This window comes from Paenibacillus radicis (ex Xue et al. 2023), from assembly GCF_024722015.1.
Lineage (GTDB): Bacteria > Bacillota > Bacilli > Paenibacillales > NBRC-103111 > Paenibacillus_S.
This window is the reverse complement of record NZ_JANQBD010000011.1, coordinates 16,562-42,787: the sequence shown is the minus strand read 5'-3', so window position 1 is coordinate 42,787 and position 26,226 is coordinate 16,562. Positions and strand designations below refer to the sequence as shown.

At 47.9% G+C, this 26,226-nt stretch carries 15 protein-coding genes and 3 pseudogenes; 15 read left to right on the top strand and 3 right to left on the bottom strand.

The window, feature by feature from the left end:
* Positions 1–9: 9 nt before the first annotated feature.
* The 6 genes from NV381_RS16035 to lhgO all read left to right on the top strand — a co-directional run bounded on the left by NV381_RS16035 (position 10) and on the right by lhgO (position 5,996).
* Positions 10–1,041, top strand: coding sequence for an ABC transporter ATP-binding protein (locus tag NV381_RS16035; RefSeq protein ID WP_258214304.1), 1,032 nt, complete (start codon positions 10–12; stop codon positions 1,039–1,041).
* On the top strand, positions 1,010–2,029 hold the full coding sequence (locus tag NV381_RS16030) for an ABC transporter ATP-binding protein (protein WP_258214303.1): 1,020 nt from the start codon (positions 1,010–1,012) through the stop codon (positions 2,027–2,029). Before NV381_RS16035 ends, NV381_RS16030 begins: the two co-directional genes overlap by 32 nt.
* A 109-nt stretch (positions 2,030–2,138) precedes the next feature.
* On the top strand, positions 2,139–3,530 hold the full coding sequence (locus NV381_RS16025) for a DUF1446 domain-containing protein (protein WP_258214302.1): 1,392 nt from the start codon (positions 2,139–2,141) through the stop codon (positions 3,528–3,530).
* A 13-nt stretch (positions 3,531–3,543) separates the two neighbouring features.
* Entirely contained in the window at positions 3,544–3,867 is a 324-nt protein-coding gene (locus NV381_RS16020; RefSeq protein ID WP_258214301.1) for a DUF4387 domain-containing protein, read from the top strand.
* Between the two features lie 21 nt (positions 3,868–3,888).
* A complete protein-coding gene (gene glaH / locus NV381_RS16015) occupies positions 3,889–4,800 on the top strand; it encodes a glutarate dioxygenase GlaH (protein ID WP_258214300.1) in 912 nt (303 codons plus the stop codon).
* Positions 4,801–4,817: 17 nt separating this feature from the next.
* Positions 4,818–5,996 (top strand): L-2-hydroxyglutarate oxidase, encoded by a 1,179-nt coding sequence (lhgO, locus tag NV381_RS16010; protein ID WP_258214461.1) that lies wholly within the window; start codon positions 4,818–4,820, stop codon positions 5,994–5,996.
* A gap of 125 nt (positions 5,997–6,121) precedes the next feature.
* On the opposite strand, the pseudogene NV381_RS16005 reads toward lhgO, so the two are convergent.
* Positions 6,122–6,322: pseudogene (locus NV381_RS16005) on the bottom strand (EamA family transporter); the annotation flags it as partial.
* A gap of 27 nt (positions 6,323–6,349) precedes the next feature.
* On the opposite strand from NV381_RS16005, the pseudogene NV381_RS38485 reads away from it, so the two are divergent.
* From NV381_RS38485 to NV381_RS15990, 4 genes and pseudogenes are all read left to right on the top strand, one after another.
* Positions 6,350–6,502: pseudogene (locus tag NV381_RS38485) on the top strand (EamA family transporter); the annotation flags it as partial.
* Between the two features lie 69 nt (positions 6,503–6,571).
* A complete protein-coding gene (locus NV381_RS38480) occupies positions 6,572–6,727 on the top strand; it encodes a site-specific integrase (protein ID WP_419182274.1) in 156 nt (51 codons plus the stop codon).
* Between the two features lie 212 nt (positions 6,728–6,939).
* Entirely contained in the window at positions 6,940–7,761 is an 822-nt protein-coding gene (locus NV381_RS15995; RefSeq protein ID WP_258214460.1) for a GNAT family N-acetyltransferase, read from the top strand.
* Between the two features lie 205 nt (positions 7,762–7,966).
* Complete coding sequence (locus NV381_RS15990) at positions 7,967–8,110, top strand: hypothetical protein (protein ID WP_258214298.1); 144 nt, start codon at positions 7,967–7,969, stop codon at positions 8,108–8,110.
* A 105-nt stretch (positions 8,111–8,215) separates the two neighbouring features.
* Here NV381_RS15990 and NV381_RS15985 read toward each other — a convergent pair whose 3' ends face one another.
* A complete protein-coding gene (locus tag NV381_RS15985) occupies positions 8,216–8,566 on the bottom strand; it encodes a winged helix-turn-helix transcriptional regulator (RefSeq protein WP_258214297.1) in 351 nt (116 codons plus the stop codon).
* 237 nt (positions 8,567–8,803) lie between these two features.
* Here NV381_RS15985 and NV381_RS15980 point away from each other — a divergent pair, with 237 nt between their 5' ends.
* Positions 8,804–9,409 (top strand): NAD(P)H oxidoreductase, encoded by a 606-nt coding sequence (locus NV381_RS15980; RefSeq protein WP_258214296.1) that lies wholly within the window; start codon positions 8,804–8,806, stop codon positions 9,407–9,409.
* Between the two features lie 349 nt (positions 9,410–9,758).
* On the opposite strand, the pseudogene NV381_RS15975 reads toward NV381_RS15980, so the two are convergent.
* Positions 9,759–9,899 (bottom strand): annotated as a pseudogene (locus NV381_RS15975) (EamA family transporter); the annotation flags it as partial.
* Between the two features lie 230 nt (positions 9,900–10,129).
* Between NV381_RS15975 and NV381_RS15970 the strand changes: the two are divergent.
* The 4 genes from NV381_RS15970 (at position 10,130) to NV381_RS15955 (ending at position 26,180) form a co-directional block, all read left to right on the top strand.
* On the top strand, positions 10,130–11,959 hold the full coding sequence (locus NV381_RS15970; protein WP_258214295.1) for a histidine kinase N-terminal 7TM domain-containing protein: 1,830 nt from the start codon (positions 10,130–10,132) through the stop codon (positions 11,957–11,959).
* The gene (locus NV381_RS15965) at positions 11,934–13,082 is read left to right on the top strand and encodes a response regulator (RefSeq protein WP_258214294.1); all 1,149 of its coding nucleotides are present in this window, start codon (positions 11,934–11,936) and stop codon (positions 13,080–13,082) included. The genes NV381_RS15970 and NV381_RS15965 overlap by 26 nt, the downstream gene beginning before the upstream one ends.
* 196 nt (positions 13,083–13,278) lie before the next feature.
* Positions 13,279–23,583 carry a GLUG motif-containing protein gene (locus NV381_RS15960; RefSeq protein ID WP_258214293.1) on the top strand — a complete coding sequence of 3,435 codons (10,305 nt, stop codon included), beginning with the start codon at positions 13,279–13,281 and terminating at the stop codon, positions 23,581–23,583.
* A 278-nt stretch (positions 23,584–23,861) separates the two neighbouring features.
* Positions 23,862–26,180 carry a helix-turn-helix domain-containing protein gene (locus NV381_RS15955; protein WP_258214292.1) on the top strand — a complete coding sequence of 773 codons (2,319 nt, stop codon included), beginning with the start codon at positions 23,862–23,864 and terminating at the stop codon, positions 26,178–26,180.
* Positions 26,181–26,226 lie beyond the last annotated feature (46 nt).

Here is a 26,226-nt window from a genome sequence, read left to right as displayed (position 1 = left end):
GGCTGGGGTATGCTGGAAATTAAAAATTTGACAATCGGATATGCCACTGCCGGAGGGGTTGTAAAAGCCGTAAAGGAAGTCAACTTTTCAGTGAAGCCCGGACAGATTGTTGGCCTTGTTGGAGAATCGGGCTGTGGAAAGAGCACAGCTTTGTTTTCCATCATGGGACTTATTAAAAGTCCGGGTAAAATTATGGATGGCGAAATTGTATACAATGGCCACAACCTTGCAAGCCAAACACCTGATCAATGGAGAAGCATCCGGGGTAAGGAAATAGCGATGATTTTCCAGGACCCTATGACCACGCTGAATCCGGCTTTCCGGGTGGGCAAGCAAATCCATGAAGTATTGCAGACGCACCGTGTCATCGAGCCGGAGAAAAAGGGCTGGCTGGAGCGATTCAAGCTCAGGCACAAAGAGAAGGAGCGAGTCTTGACCTTGATGCGGGAGGTCGGCATTTCAGCTCCCGAGCAGCGCTATGAAGCGTACCCGCACCAATTTAGCGGAGGCATGCAGCAGCGGATACTGATTGCGATGGGATTGGCCTGCAATCCCAAATTATTGTTGGCTGACGAACCGACGACAGCGCTTGATGTGACGATTCAGGCTCAAATACTGGACTTGTTGAAACGGATCAATAAGGAGCATGGCACCAGTATGATCATTGTGACGCATGATCTCGGCATGGCGGCGGAATTTTGTCACGAGGTAGCGGTCATGTATGCTGGACAAATTGTCGAGCGCGGCCCGACGGAGCTGCTGATCGCAAATCCGAAGCATCCGTATACGAAAGGGCTGCTGCAATCCATTCCGCGGATTACGAAGACGCGCCAGCGGATTGAACCCATTCCCGGCACCGTTGTTGATCTTGCCAAGCTTGGAGACGAATGCGCCTTCAGGGCACGCTGCTCGTATGCCTCCGATGACTGCAGCAACGCTGTTACTATGACACAGATAAGTGAGGAGCATCAGGTTCGGTGCGTATTGTACGAGAGAGGAAGTGAAGCCAGTGGCATCCAGCAAGCAGCAGCTCATTTCTAACAGTCAGCCGGAACCTTTAATTCGGGTACAAAACGTCAAAAAATATTACAAGCAAAACGCCTCATTTCTGGAAAAATATATAGCGCGTCAAAAAGACCGGGTGGTTTATGCCGTTGACGATGTGAGCTTCAACATATATCCGGGGGAAACGCTTGGATTAGTGGGCGAGAGCGGATGCGGTAAATCGACGCTCGGCCGCACAGTCATTCAATTGCATGAAGCGACGGACGGTCATGTTTTTTACAAGAATCAAGATATTTCCAAGCTAAGAGGAGATGACCTGAAAAAATACCGTCAAAAAAACCAAATCATTTTCCAAAATCCGTATGCTTCGCTGAATCCAAGAAAAACGGTCAGGGAAATTATTAAGGTTGCCTTGGTGAGTCGCGGTATTATTAAGCATTCCGATCAAGAGGCCGAGTTGAGGCTATTAATTGAACAGGTTGGATTATCGCAGCGCCATTTGGATAATTATCCCCACCAATTCAGCGGCGGACAGCGCCAGCGTATAGGCATCGCGAGAGCTTTAGCCATGAAGCCTGATTTCATAGTAGCGGATGAACCGGTATCTGCTCTTGATGTATCGGTTCAAGCGCAAATCGTTAATTTGTTGGAGGAGCTTCAGCAGCAGTATGAACTAACCTTTTTATTTGTTGCGCATGATTTAAGCGTAGTTCACTATGTCAGCGACAGAGTTGCGGTCATGTATTTGGGCCAACTGATCGAACTGGCGGAAACGTCAGAGCTGTTTACGAACCCGCAGCATCCGTATACGCAAGCTTTGCTTTCGTCTATTCCTGTTGTGGAAAAGAGCGAAAGAAGAGAGCGAATCATTCTGCAGGGCAGCGTTTCGACACCGTTGGAGCAGTTTAAAGGATGTCTGTTTCAAAACCGTTGTATTCACAGGATAGGTGACATTTGCAGTGAAGAAAGACCAAGTTGGGTCGAGCATAACGGCCATGGGGTAGCTTGCCATCTCATCCGCTAATTACAGCGGATGAGAAATCAGAGTTGACAGGCGATAAAGAATAAGATAGGATATGCGCATAACAACTGGTTATAACAAGTAATAACAACTTAGCGAGGTGGAGGCTGCAATGAGCACAAACAAGCAATTACGCATCATTAGTCCAAATGGACATCTAGGCTTTGCTCCTACAAAAGAAGAAAGCTTCAAGCTGGGGGCGGCAACGAAACCGGATTACTATTGTTGTGACTCAGGGAGTGATGATATCGGTCCTGCTCCACTTGGTGCGGACAAATCGGTCGGCATGTATGACTGGCAGGTGCATGATTTGGAATTGATGCTGGTAGCTGCCAGAGAACAAGGCGTCCCAATGCTTATTGGTTCATCCGGTGATACGGGCTCGAACAGTAGAGTAGACATGTATGTGCAAATTATCAAAGATTTGGCAAAGAAACATAACCTGCCAAGCTTCAAACTCGCTTATTTCTATTCTGAAGTGGATAAGGAATATGTTCGTCGCCAGATGCTGGATGGAATACAGATTGAAGGCTTGGATGGAAGAAGTAATCTTACTATGGAGCAGCTTGATAAAACGGACCGGATTGTTGCTGTTGCGGGTGTCCATCCTTTTATCAAAGCCTTGGACATGGGAGCGGACGTCATAATCGGCGGGCGTTCAAGCGATGCGGCAATATTTGCGGCTCCGGCTATTAGAGAAGGTTATCCGGAGCATCTGTCCTATTATTTGGGCAAAGTATTGGAATGCGCTTCGTTTTGTGCAGAGCCATATGCCGCTAAAGAATCGGTAATCGGAACGATTACCCATGAGGATGTAAAAGTGACGGCTATGCATCCGGACCAACGTTGTACTGTTGCTTCGGTCGCCGGTCACGCGATGTATGAAAGAACGAATCCGTTTTACGAGTATTTTGCCGGTGGGATGCTGGATATGACCAATTGCAGCTACGAGCAGTATGATGAGAAAACATGCCGGATAACCGGACCCGAATTCGTTCCTATCGAAGGTAAGATTAAGGTGAAGCTGGAGGGTGCGGGTAAAGTTGGGGAGAAATATATCGGTATCGCCGGGATTCGTGATCCTTATACGATTCAAAATATTGATAAAGTGATCCAGTGGTCTAAAAATCAAGTGGCTGAAATGGCCGCAGATAAACCGTATTTCCTGGATTTTAAAATATTCGGCAAAAACGGTGTGATGGGCGACATGGAGCCTGTAAAAGAAATTAAGTCACATGAGCTATGTGTCATTATTGAAGGAGTAGCTGAGACTAAAGAGCTGGCCGAGCAGGTTACGTTGATGGCAACCCGGCAAATTTTTTATGCACGGCTTCCGGAGGTAAAAGGCACAGCGGGAACGGCATCCTTTGTTGTAGATGAAATGTTGAGATGCACTCCAGCCTACGAATGGACTCTTAACCATGTCATACCGGTAGACGATCCAATGCAATTATTCAATGTTCGGCTGATCGAGGTCGGTAGCTTGCAAGAAGCGCATAACTAGGGAGGGAATCAACTTGGAATCAAAGAAACTGATTGAATTGGCTAAGACGATCAGAAGTAAAAATGCCGGCACCGATAAAATTACATTTGACATCATTTTTCGTGAAAGTGAAAACTATGAGCTTGTTAAAGGAAGCGGCAGGATTACGAAAGGAAGCATGGCTAAGCTCTTTAACATATCCGAGGATAAAATTTGTGATTTTGTGGAGTATGACCCTGCATTCGCCATTAAATTCACCATATACCGTTCTGCGCCGAGCGGCAGCCCGGGTGAAAGAGATATATTCGGCTGCCAGCAGTATCCCCCGCTATTGGATATTGAAATACCGGTAAACTAATTCATATTGGAGGGATTCCCCATGTCATTCGTTCAGACGCAAGCGGGCTATAAGGTTACTCCGCATCCTCAGCACAACCGTTTGTATCATATTGTGCTTGATAACAGTGTCATAGAGAAATTTTTACAGGAGTTTAGCGGCACCGGTATACAGCATCTGGAATATACACCATATATGCGTTTTATTTTGGCTGGCAAATTGCGTGATTTGTTGGGTACCGGTTTTTTGGAAACACTGCGCAACATACTGGCTGATCGGCAATCCGGCGGGTTCACCATCGGTGTTCAAGGGCAAACAACCAGTTTGGATGATTATGTAAAGTTTGGCACAGCCGTTTCTCATCTGATCGGTCCTTCTAATTTCGATGCGATGTCGGGTACGTATTATGCCCGGTTTGTTGTTAAAGACACGGATAACAGCGATTCCTATTTACGCCAAGCTTACCGCTTGTTCACATTGCATACTGACGGTACGTTCGTGGATGAGCCTACCGATTGGCTGCTGATGATGAAGATGGAAGAAAGAAATGCGGTTGGTGGAGAATCGAGGCTGCTTCATCTTGATGATTGGGAGGAGCTCGAGCAATACGCGACTCATTCATTAGCGGATCATAAATTTACGTACAAATCGCCATCGAGTAAAAATGTAGGGCAAGTGGTTCATCGTCCAACTTTTTTCAAAGTTAACAATAAACCATGCATTTGTTTTATTGACCAATTCGTTTATCCTGCAACTATAGAACAATCCCATTACTTGATGGCAATGTCCGAGTCGTTGGAGAGAAGCCCGGCAACCAATGCGCTCAAGCTGCCAGAAGGTGATCTGATCATGTTGAACAACATGTTCTGGATGCATGGACGCGCCGCTTTTGAGAAAAATACGGAGCTTTACCGGGAATTGATGCGCATTCGCGGGGAGTTTGCGAAATCATGATATTAAGAATGACGAACGTGTATGATTACATCATCATAGGGGGAGGGATCGTAGGTCTTTCCACCGGAATGGCTCTTTTAAATAATAATCCAAACACGAAACTGCTTATTATCGAAAAGGATGATTCATGGGCCAAACAGCAGACAGGCCACAACAGCGGTGTTATTCATTCCGGAATTTATTACAAGCCGGGAAGCTTCAAAGCCAAATTTGCCCGTGAAGGCAACTTATCGATGGTTGAATTTTGCAAGAGACATGGTATTGAGCATGATATATGCGGGAAAGTGATTGTAGCCACCCATAAGGAAGAGCTTCCGCTGTTGGATAATTTGTATAAAAGAGGGTTGGACAACGGTCTGAACATTTCCAGAATCAGCGCAGGAGAGCTCAGGGAGATCGAACCTCATGTCAGAGGAATTGGCGCGATTCGTGTGCCTTCTGCGGGAATTGTTAATTACAAGCAGGTGTCGGAGACGTTCGCTGAAATTATTCAAAAGCAAGGCGGAGAGCTGATGCTTAATGCAACAGCGAGGCATATTACTGAAAGCGGCGATCAAATCGTTGTTGAAACGAACAGAGGAGTGTTTACCGCCAAACGGATGATCAATTGCGCAGGCTTGCACAGCGATCGGATTGTTAGACGAACGGGGATTCGTTCTGATATGAGAATCGTCCCATTTCGTGGGGAGTATTTCGAATTGGTACAAGAAAAACGATATTTGGTTAAACATTTGATTTATCCGGTTCCTAATCCATCGTTCCCTTTTCTGGGTGTCCACTTTACAAGGATGATCGGGGGACATGTGGAAGCAGGACCGAATGCGGTGCTTAGCTTCAAGCGTGAAGGGTATCGGAAAACCGACTTTTCCTTGCAGGATTGTGCGGAGACTTTTACGTATCCGGGTTTTTGGAAACTTGCAGGCAAGTATTGGAAGGAAGGGATGAATGAAATGATCCGCTCTTTCAGTAAAAAAGCATTTGTACACAGTCTGCAGCAGCTCATTCCGGAAATCGAGGAGAAAGATCTCATTGAGGCACCTTCAGGTGTTCGGGCTCAAGCTTTAAAGCCGGATGGCAGTTTGGTTGATGATTTTCATATTGTTTACGGTAAAAACAGTATCCATGTTTGTAATGCTCCTTCACCGGCTGCCACAGCTTCTATTCAGATTGGCAAGTTCATATCAGACAAACTTTAATACTCTTTAATACTGGGCGAATCCGGCTGCAATATCTCGTTCTAATGGTACGAATACAAGGTAAGCCAGAAAAGAAATAAGCATAATCGAAGCAGACATGCTGCATGATTATGCTTATTTCTTTTCCATAATCCTCCACTTGATGCATTAAGAAGTTGAAGTCCACGATTCCAAAGTAAAAATGCAGCAGCGGTAGAAATGATTCCTAAATATAAGAGTCCGCCCCAAATGGAGGGATGAGTCAGTTGATAAATATTAATTTCATGTAACCGCCCTATAACCAATGGGGTCAATACGATGATGGCAACCAAGGTTGAATAAGTCGTCTAATACTTTATTTTTCAGTCCAACACTTAGGCGTACTAATTATAATGGGTGGAACTGGGCATATTGAAGGGCCCAATCAACTGGGCGGTATTTCATTGATTGTAGCAGCACTAACTTGGGCGCTCATGTCGGTTATGATCAAGTGCGTTCCAGGACATTACTCACAAATCGTTGTGACAGTAATTCTTAATGATAATAAAAAGAGATATTTGCTGTTGGATGAAGTGGGTGTTCCAGTTATTCCTGTGATGAAGTATTTAAAGCACCTGGGTCAGACAGGTAAAAGCAACAATACACTGAAGACTTATTGCTATGCATTAAAACAGTATTTCACTTATCTTAAAGAGCGGAATATAGATTACAAAGAAGTAGGAGTTAAGGATCTTGCTGACTTTGTAGGGTGATTGCGTAATCCGTTTGAAAGCGGAAAAGTTACTCCAGTACAACAGATTGAAGCAAAAAGAACGGAAAAATCAGTGAATCTAATAATCACAGTGGTAACAGGCCTATATGTAGTTGAAATAGTTTAGAATTGTGTTGAGGACAGACAGACGTAATATAGTAAGAGGGAAACAAAATTTCCTAAAACAAAGGGAGGCAGGAGAACGTGTCGAACATGGACAAGGAGAACCAGGCTCTGGAGAAAGCGAAAATGGTGTATGAAACAGGCGAGATCATAAGAACCGATATCCTGGCGGGCCTGGATGCCGAGCGACGGTCGCTGGGCGTGCCGTCTGCCAGCGGTGACGTGGTCGTGGATCGCTCCACGGACGGATCGGAGTGCCGGATCGTGTTCGCCAGCCTACCGCCGGAGGAAACCGATAACCTGATCCGCCGGGAGCTGGATGCCGCCGTCTCCGGCGGCTATAGCCTGGAGTGGAAGTACTACGGTCACGATACGCCAATCGACCTGCCTGAGCGGCTCGTCGCCGCCGGGTTCGAGGCCGAGGATGAGGAGGAAGTGTTGGTCCTGCCATTGGACGAGGCATCGCTGGCTGCCTTCGGTGACGGCGGCGAACACAAGATCAGGATCGTCCGAGAAGAGCGCGACCTGGAGGACTACGCCGAGGTGTCCCGCGAGATTGGCAGGCACAACGTGGAGGAGGAGCGGCGCGCGCTGGCCCTTAAGTTGAAGGAGAATCCGGACGAGATGAGCATCCACATTGCCTACGTTGACGGCGAGCCCGTCGCCTGTGGGCGGGTCTACTTCCGGCCCGGAGGGCCCTACGCCGAACTAGCCGGGGGTCGCACCAAGACCACACACCGGAGACGGGGATTGTTCACCGCGCTGGTCGCCTCGCGGTTGCAGGAAGCCCGTGATCGCGGCCGGACACACGCCTTCGTCGACGCGCTGCCGACCTCCGCGCCGATCCTGCGCAAGCAGGGCTTCCAGTTCGTGACTCGGACGCAGCCGTTCGTGTTGGAGCAACCGCGGTGAGCGCCGACGCTGATTGGGCAGAAAAGAGCAAGATGAAGATAACAAATACATCTTTTTTAGATGGATATAAGATGTGAATGGAGTACCTTTTGAGCTAACGGGTAACGATATTTAATATAAGGGTTCCGCATATTATACATGACTAATATGCGGAACCCTTTATTATGACTGAAATTTATAAATTTAGGTCTTGATAGAGGTGCTGGTGTCGAAGCTGATTTGGACTCTCGGGCAATCCTTCGATGCCGATACGATCAAGCGCATCATGGTAACGAATGTGGCAGATGAAATGACGGTATCGGATCAAGCGGAACTGCAGTGCAAAAACAGCCTAGCCTGCGTTTCATGAGGCTGGGGCCGTTGCCATTGGCCTGCAATCGCTCGGGTATTAGGTTAGCCCATTGGCAATCCCCAATACCCATTCCTTTAAGTGCAAAATTTACTTTGTACAGCCTTAAAACTCTTCTAAAACATTAGATTTGTCACCATGGACCTTTTCCAGGTGATCCTCTCCCCAATAGCATAAATGGTCTAGCGCGGGCTTTAATCCCCAGCCGTAGGAAGTTAACTCATACTCCACTTTAGGTGGGATCTCTTTATAAACCTTTCGTGCAATAATCTCATCCTTTTCCAGGCCTCTTAGTTGAGTGGTCAGCATTTTTTGCGTAATGCCGGGCATTAACCGTCGAAGCTCAGACGTCCGTTTCCGTCCTGTCATCAAATGATAGATGATTAAAGGCTTCCATTTCCCTCCCATGACTTCTAATGCCGCCTCCACACCAACTTTATACCTCTTTTCAGTCATCAATTACCCTCCGTTAAAGTTTTTGCTAGGAACATAACATTCGTTCACTCATCCGTTATTCAGGTAAGTTTCTAGGACATCTATATCTAGGGCACTTCTATGTTCCTATGGCACCTGTATCATCCTATAGAACTTGAAAGTGCGTACTTCCGGATTATTTTTATACTGTTTATAATAGCATCAGCCATTGATAATGGCTACAAATTGGATGTTGAGAAAGGTAGGGAAGATACAGGTATGAGAGTATTAAGCGTTGTTTCGCACCCGAGAGAGGATTCTCTGACCTTTAAGGTTGCCGATCGTTTCGTACAAGGTCTTGCCGAGGCCGGCCACGACTATGAGATATTGGATTTACACCGGATTGGCTTTGACCCTGTTTTAAAAGGAGTAGATGAACCTGATTCGTCAGCTGCGAAACAGTCCTTTTCTCATGAGGTGGAATTGGAAATAAGGCGCATGAAGGAGCATGATGCCTTAGCATTTATTTTTCCAATATGGTGGTGGCATTTGCCAGCCATGCTAAAAGGTTATATTGACCGTGTATGGAACAATGGGTTTGCATACGGTTCGAACCAGCTACATCATCAGCATGTCTTGTGGATTGGTTTGGCGGGCGCTTCCAAAGAACAGATGAAAAAGCGTAACTATGATGAAATGATTACTCATCTGCTCAATGTGGGAATTGCAGATTATTGCGGTGTTTCCAATTCAAAGGTTAGTATATTATACGAGACTTTGGATTCCAATCCCAAGCATTATGAGATGCTGCTTAACCAAGCCCATTACTTAGGGTTGAATTATGCAAAGGAACAGAAGCCTCAAGTTAACTCTGAACTCTATTGACTCTGTCCAAGGAAATGCGATAACCAATAAAGTGAATCTGAATCTTATTTGAACAGAGAATTTTCAAATTAAATTGAGCATACTTTGTCAGAACGCTGGAGTTCCCGCAACGTTGTGTACGTCCTTTTTCTTTTTCATTGGCACTTATTCAAACGGAAATGTAGGTATTTCGCTAACGGAAAACGTTAGTTCAGAAACAGCGACAGAACAGTACAGGACTTTATTTTCTCGTCCTTGGCTGTCGCTGTTTCGATTTGTAGGGTCAGTCTAAAACTTATTTTATGGAGTCTAACAGTAAGTGAATTCAAAAAGCCGCGTGGAATAAGGTCATTCAGTCTAATACATTATTTTCTGCTGACAGCAGACGAGCAAAAATTACCATAAATGCGGGTGTAGAAGATGTGATGATGGCTCCCATTTGTGCAGAAGACAGCATGGTGCCTATTTCTTGGGTAACGATAGAAATAGTGTTGCCAATGACGCCGATGGATCTTACCCCTCCGTTTAAATTAGGTAGGAAATACCCCTAACGGAGAGAAGCTGTGACCTATCTCCAAATCAATAGTTTGAAATTTCCAAAAAAGTGAGCTTGAATTAAAATAAGCAGGGGATGCCGTCGTGGACACAAGATTGAGAAGATGATATCCTATTTTGAGGTAGATTTGTCGAAATAGCCCATCGGGCGACCCGACAGTCATTCGATATAAGGGAGACGAAGCCGTGGACATAAGACACTGGATGTCTATAATGCTTTTTCTCGCAACGGCGCTGATGGTGTTTGTCTCTTTCTTGTCTTACCGGAAACGACATCTGCCTGTTGCCAAAACGATGATTCTGATCATGCTGGCAGCGGCTTTCTATGCGCTCGGCTATGCGTTTGAGGTGCTGAGCCGGGACCTGAACGAAGTGAAGCTGTCGCTACAAATTCAATATTTAGGTATTCCTTTCGTCACTACTCTCTGGTTCTTTCAGGTTATTCAATTTACCGGGACGGCATCTCGCTATCGCAAGCGTCTCGCGCTAGTGCTGTTTGTTATACCCGCAGCAGTGTTTTTCCTCCATTTGACCAACGATTGGCATCATCTGATCTATGAGCGCTACATTCTGAATGAGGGAGCTTCGGTTCCCTTGTACACAACGCTCAAGGGACCTTGGTATAAGGTGCATACCATCTATAATTATTCCGTACTACTGTGCGGGATATTGCTGTTTATCCCTATGTATTGGCGGGCTTTGCCGATCGTGCGCAAGCAAATCATGGTCCTTCTTTTGGGTGCGGTAGCGCCTATGTTTTTCAATCTCTTCCTTTGGACCAGCATTAGCGTTGATTTAACACCGTTCGGGTTCGCCTTATCGGGTGTTGCCTATGTGTGGGGAATTTTACGGTTTAATTTGCTTCGCTTAACGCCGCTTGCGATGGCCAAAGTGTTCGAAACCATTCGGGATGGGGTCGTCCTGCTCGATTATGAGGACCAAATTGTTAGTTACAACAATGCAGCTGAAGAGGTGCTTCCCGAACTCGCTTTGACGACACAATACCCTGTTAAAGTGGAGAAGGTTTTGTCGGGAAGTCCGGAACTGCTTGAGCGTATTCGCCACGCAAATGACGGGGACGAACGCTTCCCTTTCCACAAATTCCATGCTAACCGAAATAAGCATTACAACTGCAGTTTGTCGCTAATCTACGATTCGGGCAATATCCTGATCGGTAAGATTCTGATGTTCAACGATATTACGGAGTTGAAGGAGAGCGAGGCGCGGCTGCGCGAGAACGCCCGACAGCTGTCCGAGCTGAACGCGTTCAAGGACAAGCTGTTCACCGTTGTGGCGCATGATATCCGCGATCCGATCGCAATTCTCGTTAGCTTAACCGAGCTGCTGGGTGATGAACTGACCGCCGCGGACTTTGAGCATGCCGAATTGGTGAGGGAGCTCAAAGGACAAGTGCAAAGTACGTTCCATCTCGTCGAAAATTTATTGGATTGGTATCGCAGCCAGAAAGGGAAGGTCGTGTTTCGTCCCTTAAGCTGGAATTTGCAGCAGGTTGTCCGGCAGGCGCTGCTGCTTTCCGGCACGAAAGCTGGCATGAAGCAAATACAGATGACGGATCGAATCGACGAGCTGCTTACGGTCAGTGCCGATAAAGAAATGCTGGATCTTATTCTTCGAAATTTGCTCTCCAACGCGATCAAATTTACTGGAATCGGCGGGGCGATTGAGGTCGGGGCTGTTCTGGATGGCGATATGATCGTCGTGTCCGTACGCGACAACGGAGCGGGAATCGATGATCAGACATCGGAATTGCTGCGACGGGAGGAGCCTTTCCTAAAGGTAATGGTTACCAGTGACGATTCAGGGGATACCAGATTCGGACTTGCGTTAACCCGCGAATTCGTTCGCATCCATGGCGGCAGTCTTTGGTTCGAGAGTGAACCAGGAATTGGAACAACCTTCTCCTTCACCTTGCCCGGCTCGGCTGGTGCAGGGGACGAATTGGACAACGGTGGAATGAAGGAGGCTCGGTATGAAAGTTATTTTGATAGACGATGAGCCGGCGATGCATTTGATTCTTAGCAAAATGTTGCTCAAACTGCCAGGGGTTCATGTGGCGGGTGCCTTTAGCGATACGATGTCGGCTTCCTCCTTTCTAAGGGAGAACACAGATATCGGAATGGCTTTCATAGACCTCTCCATGCCAGGTGAGAGTGGGATAGAGTTCGCCGCTAAACTGGAAGCTTCGAATTCTCCTATGCAAGTCGTCTTCGTCACATCGCATAAGGAATTTGCTTTGGAAGCTTACGAATTGTCCGTAATCGATTATCTGGTCAAACCCGTTTCACAGGAGCGCCTGCAGCGGGCGGTAAATCGCGCGCTGGCGAACCATAGGGTTATCCATTCCCCGTCGTTGTCGGCTCCGGTATCAGCAGATTCCGGCAAGATTGTCCTAACGATGCTTGGCGATGTAGCAATAAGCAACGAAGCGGGCCGTGTCAAGTGGATTTCGAGGAAATGCGCGGAGCTGTTCGCTTATTTGCTACTTTACCGCGGCAAACGAATTCCCCGTTCCAGGCTTGTAACGGATATTTTCGGCGGAATGCACAAAGCCAATGCGGAGAACTATTTAAATACAACGGTCTATCAATTGCGCAAGTCTTTGGAGCCTCTTGGCATGCGCGAGGTTGTGCGCTCGGAGAATGATGGCTACGCACTTGAATTAAAGGAGCCAGTTATCGATTACGTGGAATTCGAAAAACAAACAGAGATGCTGCAATCCATTGATGCCGGAAATGTGGAGAGAGCGCTGCAAATCGAACGGTTGTATACGGGAGATTTGTTTGGGGACAAGGCGTATGTGTGGGCTATTCACGAAACGGAGCGCTACGCGGAGATGTACGCTTTGTTCGTAAAGCGGCTTGCTGTTGTGCTAATTTCACTTCGCAACACGGCCATAGCATTAAAGCTGCTGCTCAAGCTGAACGAGCGCAATCCGCTGGATGAATCGGTTATACGCCATCTTATGACGATACACGAGATGACTGGGGACAAAAAGGGATTGACTGCTCTGTATACCAATTATGTGCGGCTCCTCAGCCGGGAGCTTGGTATCCGTCCTTCTGAGGAACTGATACATCTATATGACCTGCTGCTAAGGCGATTTTCCGACAAAAAATAAAATAGCTTAATCCGCTTTAAAAAAACTGCGAAGGCTTGATGCTGCGCGGTTTTTTTCTGTTTTTGGCCGAGTTTTTCATTATTCTTTTATTGGGCTGCTGTAAGCTTACATTATGAAAATTTTAATTCTGTCTACAAGATAGATTCACCTGTTGGACTGTTGGGAATCAAAGGGTAGACCGAGAGGAGAAAGCGGAATGCGCAAATCAGGTAATAAAATAATGATAGTGATATTTACGATGATGATAATGTTCAGCACTATACCCGGAGGGATTTTCGGAATTGGCAAGGCATTTGCAGCAGATTTTTCAGGAAACGGCTCTTCTAGCAGCCCTTATCTTATTGGAACTGCCGATCAACTTAATAAGGTCAGGGGTAGTTATTTAGCTGCGAACCTATATTTTAAGCTGACAAGTAACATTGATTTGAGCAGTTATGCTGGGGCAGGCTGGGTTCCGATAGGAGATGTAAATACTTCTTTTAATGGCCATATGGATGGCAGCGGATATAAAATAACCGGGTTAACGATACGTAATGGTGATTATACAGGGTTATTTGGTAGTATCGGGAATGGAAGTTCAATTGCAAATGTGAAGCTGGAAAATGTATCTAATCATAGTGGAGATATCGTAGGCAGCTTGGTTGGTTTGAATGATGGAGGGAAAATAGAGAATAGCTCCGCCACTGGGAGTGTGATTGGAGGATATGGTGCAGGTGGCTTGGTTGGTTCGAACAATGGAGGAACAATAGAGAATAGCTACGCCTCAGGGAGCGTGAGTGGAGCTTATAGTGCAGGCGGCTTGGTTGGTAGCAGCAATGGAGAAATCAAGGATAGCTACGCTTCGGCGGATGTGAACGGAAGTGAAAATGTAGGAGGCTTGGTTGGTGAATCCTATGGTGGAACTATCATCAGCAACAGCCACGCCACAGGAAGTGTGAGCGGAAATAAAAGTGTAGGAGGCTTAGTCGGTTACAATACCGATGGACCCATCAGTAACAGCTACGCCACAGGGAATGTGAGTTTGATTGCAAGTTCAGACAGAAATGCAGGAGGCTTGGTTGGTTACAACAAAAATGGAGCGATCAGCAGTAGCCACGCCTTGGGAAAGGTGAGCGGAGGCGAAAATGTAGGCGGCTTGGTTGGTGGGAACATAAGCGGAGCGATCAGCGACAGCTACGCCCTAGGAGATGTGATCGGAAGTTTTAGTGTGGGCGGCTTGGTTGCCAATGAGTATTATGGAACAATCAGCAGTAGCTACGCTTCAGGGAATGTGAGCTTAATCCAAAATCCTGCTTCTACCTATGCAAGTCCATATGCAGGAGGCTTGGTTGCTTCCAACAACAATGGAGAGATCAGCAACAGCCACGCCACAGGGAATGTGAGCGGGTCTAATGAAAGTTATGGTGTAGGTGGCTTGGTTGGGAAAAACGACAACTCTCAAGGTGGAAAGATCAGCAACAGCTACGCCACAGGGAATGTGAACGGCGGCGATTCAAGTTTTCAGGTAGGAGGCTTGGTTGGCGACAGCATTAATGGAAATATCAGCAACAGCTACGCGACTGGGAATGTGAACTTGAGCGAAGGTGATTTAAGCTCTCATGTAGGCGGTTTGGTTGGCAGCAATATTTTCGGAACAGTCAGCCTCAGTTATGCCACAGGGAAAGTGGGCGGAGCATATGGTGTAGGAGGCTTGGTTGGTTACAACGATAACTTCGACAGTGGAGCGGTCAGCAACAGTTACGCCTTAGGGAATGTGATAGGAAGTGCTGATAGTGAAATGGTGGGAGGCTTGGTTGGTTGGAACCGTTATGGATATGTTAACAACAGCTATGCTTCAGGACAAGTAGAGGGAAATGCTAAAGTGGGCGGTTTAGCCGGCCAAAACGGTGGCGGAATGATCAACAACAGCTATGCCACTGGACGCGTGAGCGGAAGTGTGGATGTAGGCGGCCTGGTTGGTGAAAGACTTGATAGTTATCTTGGTGGCGGAGGAGAGGCTATCAACAGCTTCTACGACACAGCAACAACAGGACAATCGGTTTCAGCCGGAGGCGTAGGCAAATCTACTGCACAGATGCAGGATAAAAGCACTTATGAAGCAGATAATGCTCATATTTGGGATTTTTCGAATATATGGGCGATAGATTCAATACATAACGGCGGGTATCCCTATTTGCCGGCAATTCAGGCTTATTTAGACTATGACGGGAATGGAAACACCAGCGGGACCGTTCCAACTAGTCATTCTTACATGCCAGGAGTAAAAGCGAGTATTTATACGGGGACATTAGATTTAATAAAGACGGGATATACCTTCGATGGATGGAACACGCAAGCGAACGGTACAGGTAGTTCTTATAATCCGGGGGATTCCTACATAATCACGTCCAATACAACCTTATATGCGAAATGGAGTGCAATAAGCACGATAGCAACACTGACCTCCACGATAGGGATAGTAAGCACAGGCGGCACGAGGAACGAAACCATTACGAACATTACCTATGGCATAACGTTAGCTGCATTGAAGGCAGCGATCACGCCAGCAGCGAATGCTACGTTTGAGGTTTACGATGAGGATGAAACAACTGTGGCGACTACCTTAGCTTCTGGCAAGAAGGTTATAGTAACTGCACAGGATGGAACAACAAAGGTTATCTATACCGTGACCGTTGACGCGAGCAGTGAGAAGGAGCTGACAGCGTTCAGCTTGGCTGAGCAAACCGGAGCGGCAACAATCGATGTGACTGCACACACAGTAGCGATAGAAGTGGCTCACGGCACCAACTTGAACAGCTTGATAGCAACATTCGGTTTATCTGTGGGTGCCTCTGCGAAGGTTAGCACCGTGAATCAGGTGAGCGGAGTGACCGCTAACGATTTCACGACTCCTGTAGCCTATGTGATCACAGCGGCAGATGGGAGCACGCAGAACTGGACAGTCTCCGTAACAGTGGCGGCGAGCAGTGAGAAAGAAGTAACCGCGTTTAGCATGGCTGAGCAAACCGGAGCGGCAATGATCGATACGACTACGCACACAGTAGCGATAGAAGTGGCGCACGGAACCAGCTTGAACGGCTTATTGGCAACGTTCAGTTTATCTGCGGGAGCCTCGGCGAAGGTTGGCACCGTGAATCAAGTGAGCGGCACGACCGCTAACGATTTCACGAATCCTGTAGCTTATGTGATCACAGCAGCAGATGGGAGCACGCAGAACTGGACGGTCACTGTGACTGTTGCTGCGAGCAGTGCGAAAGAGCTAACAACGTTCAGCTTGGCTGAGCAAATCAGAGCGGCAACTGTCGATGTGACTACGCACACAGTAGCAATAGAAGTGGCGCACGGAACCAGCTTGAACGGCTTGGTGGCAACGTTCAGTTTATCTGCGGGAGCCTCGGCGAAGGTTGGCACCGTGAATCAAGTGAGCGGAGCAACCGCTAACGATTTCACGACTCCTTTAGCTTATGTGATTACAGCAGCAGATGGGAGCACGCAGAACTGGACGGTCACCGTGACTGTTGCGGCGAGTAGTGCGAAAGAGCTGACAGTGTTCAGCTTCGATGGCTTGCAGCCTGCGGTAGTGGGAACGATCAGTGGCACGGATGTAGCATTAACCGTACCTTATGGAACAACGGTAACGTCGCTAGTTGCGACATTCACGAGTTCGGGCGGATCGACGGTGAAGGTAGGCTCGGTTGCACAAGTGAGCGGAGTGACGGCGAATGACTTTGCTTTGCCAGTAACCTACACTGTCACCGCGCAGAATGGAACGACGAAGAATTACACCGTAACCGTAACAGTAGCTGCCAGTAGCGATAAAGAGCTGAGTGCGTTCAGCTTGGCAGAGCAAACCGGAGCGGCAACGATCGATACGATCGCGCACACAGTAGCGATAAAAGTGGCGCACGGAACCAGCTTGAATAGCTTGGTGGCAACGTTCAGTTTATCTGCGGGAGCCTCGGCGAAGGTTGGTACCGTGAATCAAGTAAGCGGAGCAACAGCTAATGATTTCACGACACCTGTAGGCTACGTGATCACAGCAGCAGATGGGAGCATGCAGAACTGGACGGTCACCGTAACTGTTGCAGCGAGTAGTGCGAAAGAGCTGACAGTGTTCAGCTTCGAAGGCTTGCAGCCAGCGGTAGTGGGAACGATCAGTGGCACGGATGTAGCACTAACCGTACCTTATGGAACAGCGGTAACGTCACTAGTTGCGACATTCACGAGTTCGGGCGGATCGACGGTGAAGGTAGGCTCGGTCGCACAAATGAGCGGAGTGACGGCGAATGACTTTGCTTTGCCAGTAATCTACACCGTCACAGCGCAGAATGGAACGACGAAGAATTACATCGTAACTGTAACAGTAGCTGCCAGTAGCGATAAAGAGCTGACAGCGTTCAGTTTGGCAGAGCAAACCGGAGTGGCAACTGTCGATGTGACTACGCACACAGTAGCAATAGAAGTGGCGCAAGGCACCAGCTTGAACGGTTTGGTGGCAACGTTCAGTTTATCTGCGGGAGCCTCGGCGAAGGTTGGTACCGTGAATCAAGTAAGCGGAGCAACCGCTAATGATTTCACGACTCCTTTAGCTTATGTGATTACAGCAGCAGATGGGAGCACACAGACCTGGACGGTCAGTGTAATAGTAGCGGCGAGTAGCGATAAAGAGCTGAGTGCGTTCAGCTTGGCAGAGCAAACCGGAACGGCAACGATCGATGCGAATGCGCACACGGTGGCGATAGAAGTGGCCCACGGCACCAGTTTGAATAGCTTGGTGGCAACGTTCAGTTTATCTGTGGGAGCCTCGGCGAAGGTTGGCAACGTGAATCAAGTGAGCGGTACGACCGCTAACGATTTCACGACTCCTGTAGCCTACGTGATCACAGCAGCAGATGGGAGCACGCAGAACTGGACGGTCACCGTAACAGTAGCTGCGAGTAGTGCGAAAGAGCTGACTGCGTTTAGCTTCGATGGCTTGCAGCCAGCGGTAGTGGGTACGATCAGTGGCACGGATGTAGCATTAACCGTGCCTTATGGAACACCGGTAACGTCGCTAGTTGCGACATTCATGAGTTCGGGCGGATCGACGGTGAAGGTGGGCTCGGTCGCACAAGTGAGCGGAGTGACGGCGAATGACTTTGCTTTGCCGGCGACCTACACCGTCACCGCGCAGAATGGAACGACGAAGAATTACACCGTAACCGTAACAGTAGCTGCCAGTAGCGATAAAGAGCTGAGTGCGTTCAGCTTGGCAGAGCAAACCGGAGCGGCAACGATCGATGCGACTGCGCACACAGTGGTGATAGAAGTGGCGCATAGCACTAGCTTGAACAGCTTGGTGGCAACGTTCAGTCTATCTGCGGGAGCCTCGGCGAAGGTTGGCGCCGTCAATCAAGTAAGCGGAGCAACAGCTAATGATTTCACGGCACTTGTAGGCTACGTGATCACAGCAGCAGATGGGAGCACACAGACCTGGACGGTCACCGTAACTGTTGCAGCGAGTAGTGCGAAAGAGCTGACAGTGTTCAGCTTCGAAGGCTTGCAGCCTGCGGTAGTGGGTACGATCAGTGGCACGGATGTAGCATTAACCGTGCCTTATGGAACACCGGTAACGTCGCTAGTTGCGACATTTACGAGTTCAGGCGGATCGACGTTAAAGGTAGGCTCGGTTGCACAAGTGAGCGGAGTGACCGCGAATGACTTTGCTTTGCCAGTGATCTACACCGTCACCGCGCAAAATGGAACAACGAAGAATTACACCGTAACCGTAACAGTAGCTGCAAGCAGTGCGAAAGAATTGACAGCGTTTAGCTTGGTTGAGCAAACCGGAGCGGCAACGATCGATGCGAATGTGCACACGGTGGCGATAGAAGCGGCGCACGGCACCAGTTTGAATAGCTTGGTGGCAACGTTCAGTTTATCTGCGGGAGCCTCGGCGAAGGTTGGTACCGTGAACCAAGTGAGTGGCACGACCGCTAACGATTTCACGACTTCTGTAGCCTATGTGATCACAGCAGCAGATGGGAGCACACAGACCTGGACGGTCACCGTAACAGTAGCTGCCAGTAGCGAGAAAAATCTGACAGCGTTCAGCTTGGCTGAGCAAACCGGAGCAGCAACAATCGATGCGACTGCACACACAGTAGCAATAGAAGTGGCGCATGGCACTAGCTTGAACAGCTTGGTGGCAACGTTCAGTTTATCTGCGGGAGCCTCGGCGAAGGTTGGCATCGTGAACCAAGTAAGCGGCACGACCGCTAATGATTTCACGACACCTGTAGGCTACGTGATCACAGCAGCAGATGGAAGCACGCAGAACTGGACGGTCACCGTGACTGTTGCGGCGAGTAGTGCGAAGGATCTGACTACGTTCAGCTTCAATGGCTTGCAGCCTGCGGTAGTGGGAACGATCAATGGAACGGATGTAGCATTAACCGTGCCTTATGGAACAGCGGTAACGTCGCTAGTTGCGACATTCATGAGTTCGGGCGGATCGACGGTGAAGGTAGGCTCGGTCGCACAAGTGAGTGAAGTGACGGCGAATGACTTTGCTTTGCCAGTGATCTACACCGTCACAGCGCAGAATGGAACAACGAAAAGCTACACTGTAACGGTGGCAGTGGCTGCGAGCAGCGAGAAAGAGCTGAGTGAGTTCAGCTTGGCAGAGCAAACCGGAGCGGCAACGATCGATACGATCGCACACACAGTAGCAATAGAAGTGGCGCATGGAACCAGCTTGAACGGCTTGGTGGCAACGTTCGGTTTATCTGCGGGAGCCTCGGCGAAGGTTGGCGCCGTCAATCAAGTAAGCGGAGCAACAGCTAATGATTTCACGGCACTTGTAGGCTACGTGATCACAGCAGCAGATGGGAGCGCGCAGAACTGGACGGTCACCGTGACTGTTGCGGCGAATAGTGCGAAAGAGCTGACAGCGTTCAGCTTCGATGGCTTGCAGCCAGCGGCAGTGGGAACGATCAATGGAACGGATATAGCATTAACCGTGCCTTATGGAACAGCGGTAACTTCACTAGTTGCGACATTCACGAGTTCAGCAGGATCGACAGTGAAGGTAGGCAACACCGCGCAAGTAAGTGGGGCGACGGCGAACGACTTCACCACACCAGTGAGCTACACCGTCACCGCGCAGAACGGAACAACGAAGAATTACACTGTAACCGTAACAGTAGCTGCCAGTAGCGAGAAAAATCTGACAGCGTTCAGCTTGGCTGAGCAAACCGGAGCAGCAACGATCGATGCGACTGCGCACACAGTGGTGATAGAAGTGGCGCATAGCACTAGCTTGAACAGCTTGGTGGCAACGTTCAGTTTATCTGCGGGAGCCTCGGCGAAGGTCGGTGCCGTGAACCAAGTAAGTGGAGCAACCGCTAATGATTTCATGACACCTGTAGCCTATGTGATCAAAGCAGCAGATGGGAGCACACAGAACTGGACGGTCACCGTAACAGTAGCTGCGAGCAGCGCTAAAGATCTGACAGCGTTCAGCTTCGAAGGCTTGCAGCCAGCGGTAGTGGGTACGATCAATGGAACGGATATAACGCTAACCGTACCCAACGCAACGACCGTAACGTCGCTAGTTGCAACGTTCACGAGTTCAGCGGGATCGACAGTGAAGGTAGGCACCATCGCGCAAACGAGCGGTACGACCGCTAACGACTTCACTACACCAGTAACCTACACCGTCACCGCGCAGGATGGAACGACGAAGATCTACACCGTAACGGTGGCAGTAGCTGCAAGCAGTGCCAAAGAACTGACAGCGTTCAGCTTCGAAGGCTTGCAGCCAGCGGTAGTAGGTACAATCAATGGAACGGATATAACGCTAACCGTACCAAACGCAACAGCGGTAACATCGCTAGTTGCAACGTTCACGAGTTCCGTAGGATCGACGGTGAAGGTAGGCGCCACCGCTCAAGTGAGCGGCATGACGGCGAACGACTTCGCTGCCCCGGTGACCTACACCGTCACCGCGCAGAACGGAACAACGAAGAATTACACCGTAACGGTTACAGTAGCTGCGGGCAGCGCCAAAGAGCTGACAGCGTTCAGCTTCGAAGGCTTGCAGCCGGCGGTAGTGGGTACAATCAATGGCACGAATATAACTTTAACCGTACCCAACGCAACGACCGTAACGTCACTAGTTGCAACCTTCACAAGTTCCGTAGGATCGACGGTGAAGGTAAGAACCACCGCGCAAGTAAGCGGGACAACGGCGAACGACTTCACTTCACCAGTGATCTACACCGTCACCGCGCAAGATGGAACGATTGCATCCTATATTGTGGTTGTAACAAGGGCTGCTGTTGCAGGGGACGGATCAAATCTAAGCGCGCTGACACTGTCGAGCGGGGGACTAACATTAGTTGCCGATACTGTAACGGGAACTACGTATCATTTTAATGTGACTAGTCAAATACCGAGTATTAGCGTTACGGCAAGCGTGTATGATAGCAACTCCAGCATTGTAGGTAGCTTGTACAACAGTGGTAATGTGCTTGTGTGGGGTCCGCTTAACTTAATCAGCGGGAAGTCAACTCAACCGATCCCGCTCGATGTGGGCAGCAACCGAATGGAATTGGTGGTAACTGATCACAACGGCTCAAGTAAAACTTATCTCGTGTACGTGAATAAAGCATCTGCAGCATACAGTAATGCTCAGTTGCAGTCCTTACAAGTAAGCGACGCTGTGTTTGAGTTTAACAGGGCTATCTTTGACTACACCATGTCTGTGGGAAATAGTGTGGATGTTCTGACTTTGAAGGCTTTTCCCGAAGAAGCTCGTGCCAGTGTGAAAATAAACTCTGAAATTGCAACGTCCAAAGAAATTCGATTAAATGCTGGCAGAAATCTCGTTACGATTGAAGTGACAGCACAAGATGGCACAACGAAATTAACATATAGAGTGACTATCAAAAGAGCTGTGGCTATAACGGCTGTGTCTGACACATCCATTCAGGTAACTAGTGAGCCCGTAACTATTACTGCACCATTGGGCATAACGAATGCAAAGATTGCAGTTGTGCCAATTACTGTAGGATCGAACAAAGAGGCCATCCTCCCATTAATCGAAGTGCAAGTGGAAACCTCCCAAGGCAAAGTGTTGGTGGTGATTCCGGAAGGCACGAAAGTTACTGCTCCTGCGGCTTGGGATGGCACCATCAGGCTGCCAGAAGTGCAGAGCAACAACAGTGTATCGGTCAGCGCTAGCAATGTGAGCGGGGTTATTGAAATGGGTTCTTCGGATGTTACGTTAACTTTTGACAAAGCCATACGCTTGCTGTTCCCGAAACAGGGAGGCAAATTGGTTGGCTACGTAAGAAGTGGTGAGCTGATTCCGATCACGGGCTCAGTATCGGCAGATATCCGGACGACCGCAGATCACGAAATTGCCCCGGGTGGGGATGCCAAAATCACGGTTGGCGAAGATATTGTGGTGTGGACAAAGCACTTCACGAAATATGTCTTCTACTCGCCAATTACCCCAACGATTAGCAGCGGCAGAGGAGGCGGTGGCGGCGGCCCTGTCAACTTCGGAACCATTTTGGCAGCTTATGGGGGAACTCTGATCTTGAACGGAGCCCAAATCGATGTGCCACTCGGAGCCATAGACAGCGATAATCAGGTTAATGTAGATAAGATAGGCGATATATCCATTCTTCCTATTGTCGCTTCAATGAGCTTAGTGAGTGAGATATACGAGATTAAGAAGGATAAAGCTGGTGATTTCAGTAAGGCAGTTATTATTACATTACCCTTCGACAGAACTAAGATTGACTTTACTAAATCAACTGTAAGCTTGTATTGGTTGAACGAAAAGGAGCATAGATGGATACAGTTAGATGATCAGAAAGTAGACCTGACTAACGGAACCGTCTCGGGAACTGTTCGTCATTTTACGAAATTTGCTGTTCTGGAGTTGGATAAAAAGGAGATCACCAATCCTCCGGCGGCAGTAGCGGATTTTAGCGATACCAAAGGGCATTGGGCTGAAATGAACATTCACGATTTGGTTCAACTTGGCGTGATTAATGGCTATTCGGACGATACTTTTAAACCGGATAACCGTATAACAAGGGCTGAGTTTGTTACTGTCATTGTAAAAGCCTTTCATCTCCAGGCACAAACAGGCAAAGCTTTTGCTGATACCGAAGCTCATTGGGCCCGAAGTGCAATTGAGACTGCTTCCACACTTGGCGTTGTTACCGGGTATAGTGTGAGCACCTTTGGTCCTGACGACTTGATTACCCGTGAGCAAATGGCTGTGATAGTAATTCGTGCGGCACAGATCGATTCAACGGATATGAAAATCAGCTTTGCGGATAACGCTGAAATATCCGACTGGGCTCGCAACGCATTAACAGCCGCAGCTGCTAAAAACTTAATTAACGGCTACGAGGACGGCACAGTGAAGCCGAAAGCTAACACCACACGTGCTGAAGCCTTGACTGTCATTTTAAGAGCGCTGCAGTTACAAAAAAAATAATCATTGTACTTATCGAAGAAATCTGAGTTTACGAAGAAGCAAGCTGCCGCACGAATAGGTGCGATAGCTTGCTTTTTGTATGCTTGACAGCGCAATCGCCTAAGGGATGAAAAAGTCCTCGTATTCTTTAGGGTGAAAGGGTGTTAAGCGCCAGCTTTTAAGATGTAAAAAGACTTTTATCAGAAGCTTTTCTCATCTCAACCTCCATATCAAAAATGGTGTACCTTATCAAAAATAGTTCCTAGCAAACCACAATGCATTGAGTTATTATTCAGGTTATGAGGACAATTAAAAGAAGAATTCCACAGAAAGTGCTAATCGTATATGTAGCCGTGTTTGTTAGTATTGTCATCCTTACCGCAAGCTTGTCTTATTGGAGTGTAGCTGTTCATGTTAAGGAGGATTTGGATGCGACCCGAATTGACCTGCTGAAGCAGCTTGGACAAAAGGTTGATTTGGTGCTTCGCGGTATAGATAAAACAACGTTGAACTTGGTGCAAGAGATGGAAGTCGTACGGTTTATGGAGGGGAATCTCCTTGAGGATCAGCAAAAATACGAGGTGTTTAACAATTTATCCAACACGCTCCGGACGATACTGGATGCCAACAACATCCTAAGCTCGATCTATCTTTACTCATCCGGCAACAACCTTATCGCCTCCAGCAGTACATTGGAGAAACGCAGTCAATTTTTCGATTCTGAATGGGTCGATATGTTTCATAAGATCAACGATATATCCGTCTGGATCGGTCCGCGCAAAGTAACCTATAACGCCAATACAAGCTACAGCATTAATAAAAATGTCATCACACTCATGCGCTCCTATCCTTTAACAGCTACAGGCTCAAGAAAAAAAGGATCCGTTGCCGCAAATATAAATGAAGAAAAGCTCAATGAGCTTATTAGCGATACGAACTCCAGGCTAGGGCAAGTTTTTGTAATGGACGGAATGGGCAATGTTATCTCACATCAGAATAAAGAACAGCTTTATCAGAACACCGGAAAAATATGGTTCGGGGATGACTTCGATCAATTACAGCAGAGCGGTCAGCAGAAAATACAGATCGACGGCATGAACGGTCAGGTCTACTACTATACCTCGCCTTATACCGGATGGATATTTATGAATTTCATGCCTGATGAAAAGCAGGATGAGCAGCTGGGGGTTATTCGTAATATTTTGCTCACAGTAGCTTTGGGAATGGTCGTATTTGCAGTTATTGCGGCCTTAATGCTAAGCAACCGGTTTTACCGGCCTATGCAGCAAGCCTTACGGAGCATCAGTACGCAATTGAAGGGGGAAGCCGATTCCAGTCCGGCCGAAATGTACGGTAATCTGGATTATTTGGAGAAAAAGTTCAGTCAGGTCATCACCGATAACCGCACGATGAATCAGCAGCTCCGAGATAGTAAACCGGTCATGAAGTGGAGTTTGCTCATGGACCTTCTATTAGGGAACAGGACAAGCTCTGTGGCGGAAAAACCGCTTTTTGACTTTTTGGGCATTCGTTTATATTCAAGCAATTACATTGTGATGGTCGCTGAGTTCGATAAGCCGGAGGAGCTGGGCAGCGAAAGGGATGCACAGTTATATACATACGGGCTATGTAATATGGCGGAGGAATATATGAATGCTACCGGGAAAGGAGCTTCTATTCAGCTTGAACTCGGGAAGGCCGCCTTCATTATGAGCTTTGAGGACGAGAATGCTTCAGGGAATATCGTAACTGCTCTGTCTATTGGCGAGTTGATACACAGCTCAGTTGAACAGTACTTCAACAAATCGGTTTCAATAGGCTTGAGCAGACATACCGAGAACATGAGAGGGCTTAAGCTAGCCTATCTGGAATCGTTGGAAGCTTTAAAGTATAAGCTGGTGCTTGGAATGAATATGGTCCTATCAATCGAGGATTTAAAAATTCCTTCAAGCGAGAGTACGATTAAAATTTTCGCTACGCGCGAAGGTGTGGCAGATGCTTTGCGTGAGGGGAACGTGAAGAAGACGGAGCAGCTTTTCGACGAGCTCATAAATAAGGCAGTGCAGGAAAACTTTCCTCCGGAAACGATGAAGCAGCTTTGCGTCCAGGTATTGGTCGAATCTTTGAGTGAGGCATTGGAGCTTAACGTGGATGTATCGGAAATAACCAGAAAACACGGGGATTTGTACCAGACAATCAATAATTCCCAGGAGTTGGCTGAAATACGCGCTTATAGCAAAAATATTTTGATCGAGCTCATCCGGTTAATTCAGGAAAAACGAAGCAGCCGCAGTAAAAACGAGGCATTTCCCAAAATACTCGACTATATTCACGATAATTACCAACGCGCTGATTTGTCACTCAATCTGATTGCCGAAAAGTTTGATTTTAGCGTCTCCTACTTAAGCCGGTTGTTTAAGGAGCAAATGGAATGTAATTTCCTTGAATATTTGATCGGTATTCGGGTTAGAGCGGCGCAGGAGATGCTGATTAGCACAGGAATGAAAATAAATGAGATTGCTGAGGAAGTCGGATACAGTAACAGCTACAGCTTTAACCGGATCTTCAAGAAGTACACAGGCATGACACCGGGCGAATATAAAGAGCGTAACAGTTGAGCTTCGGACATAGGACATTGGAAATCCCTTTACTTCGGTAGGGGGA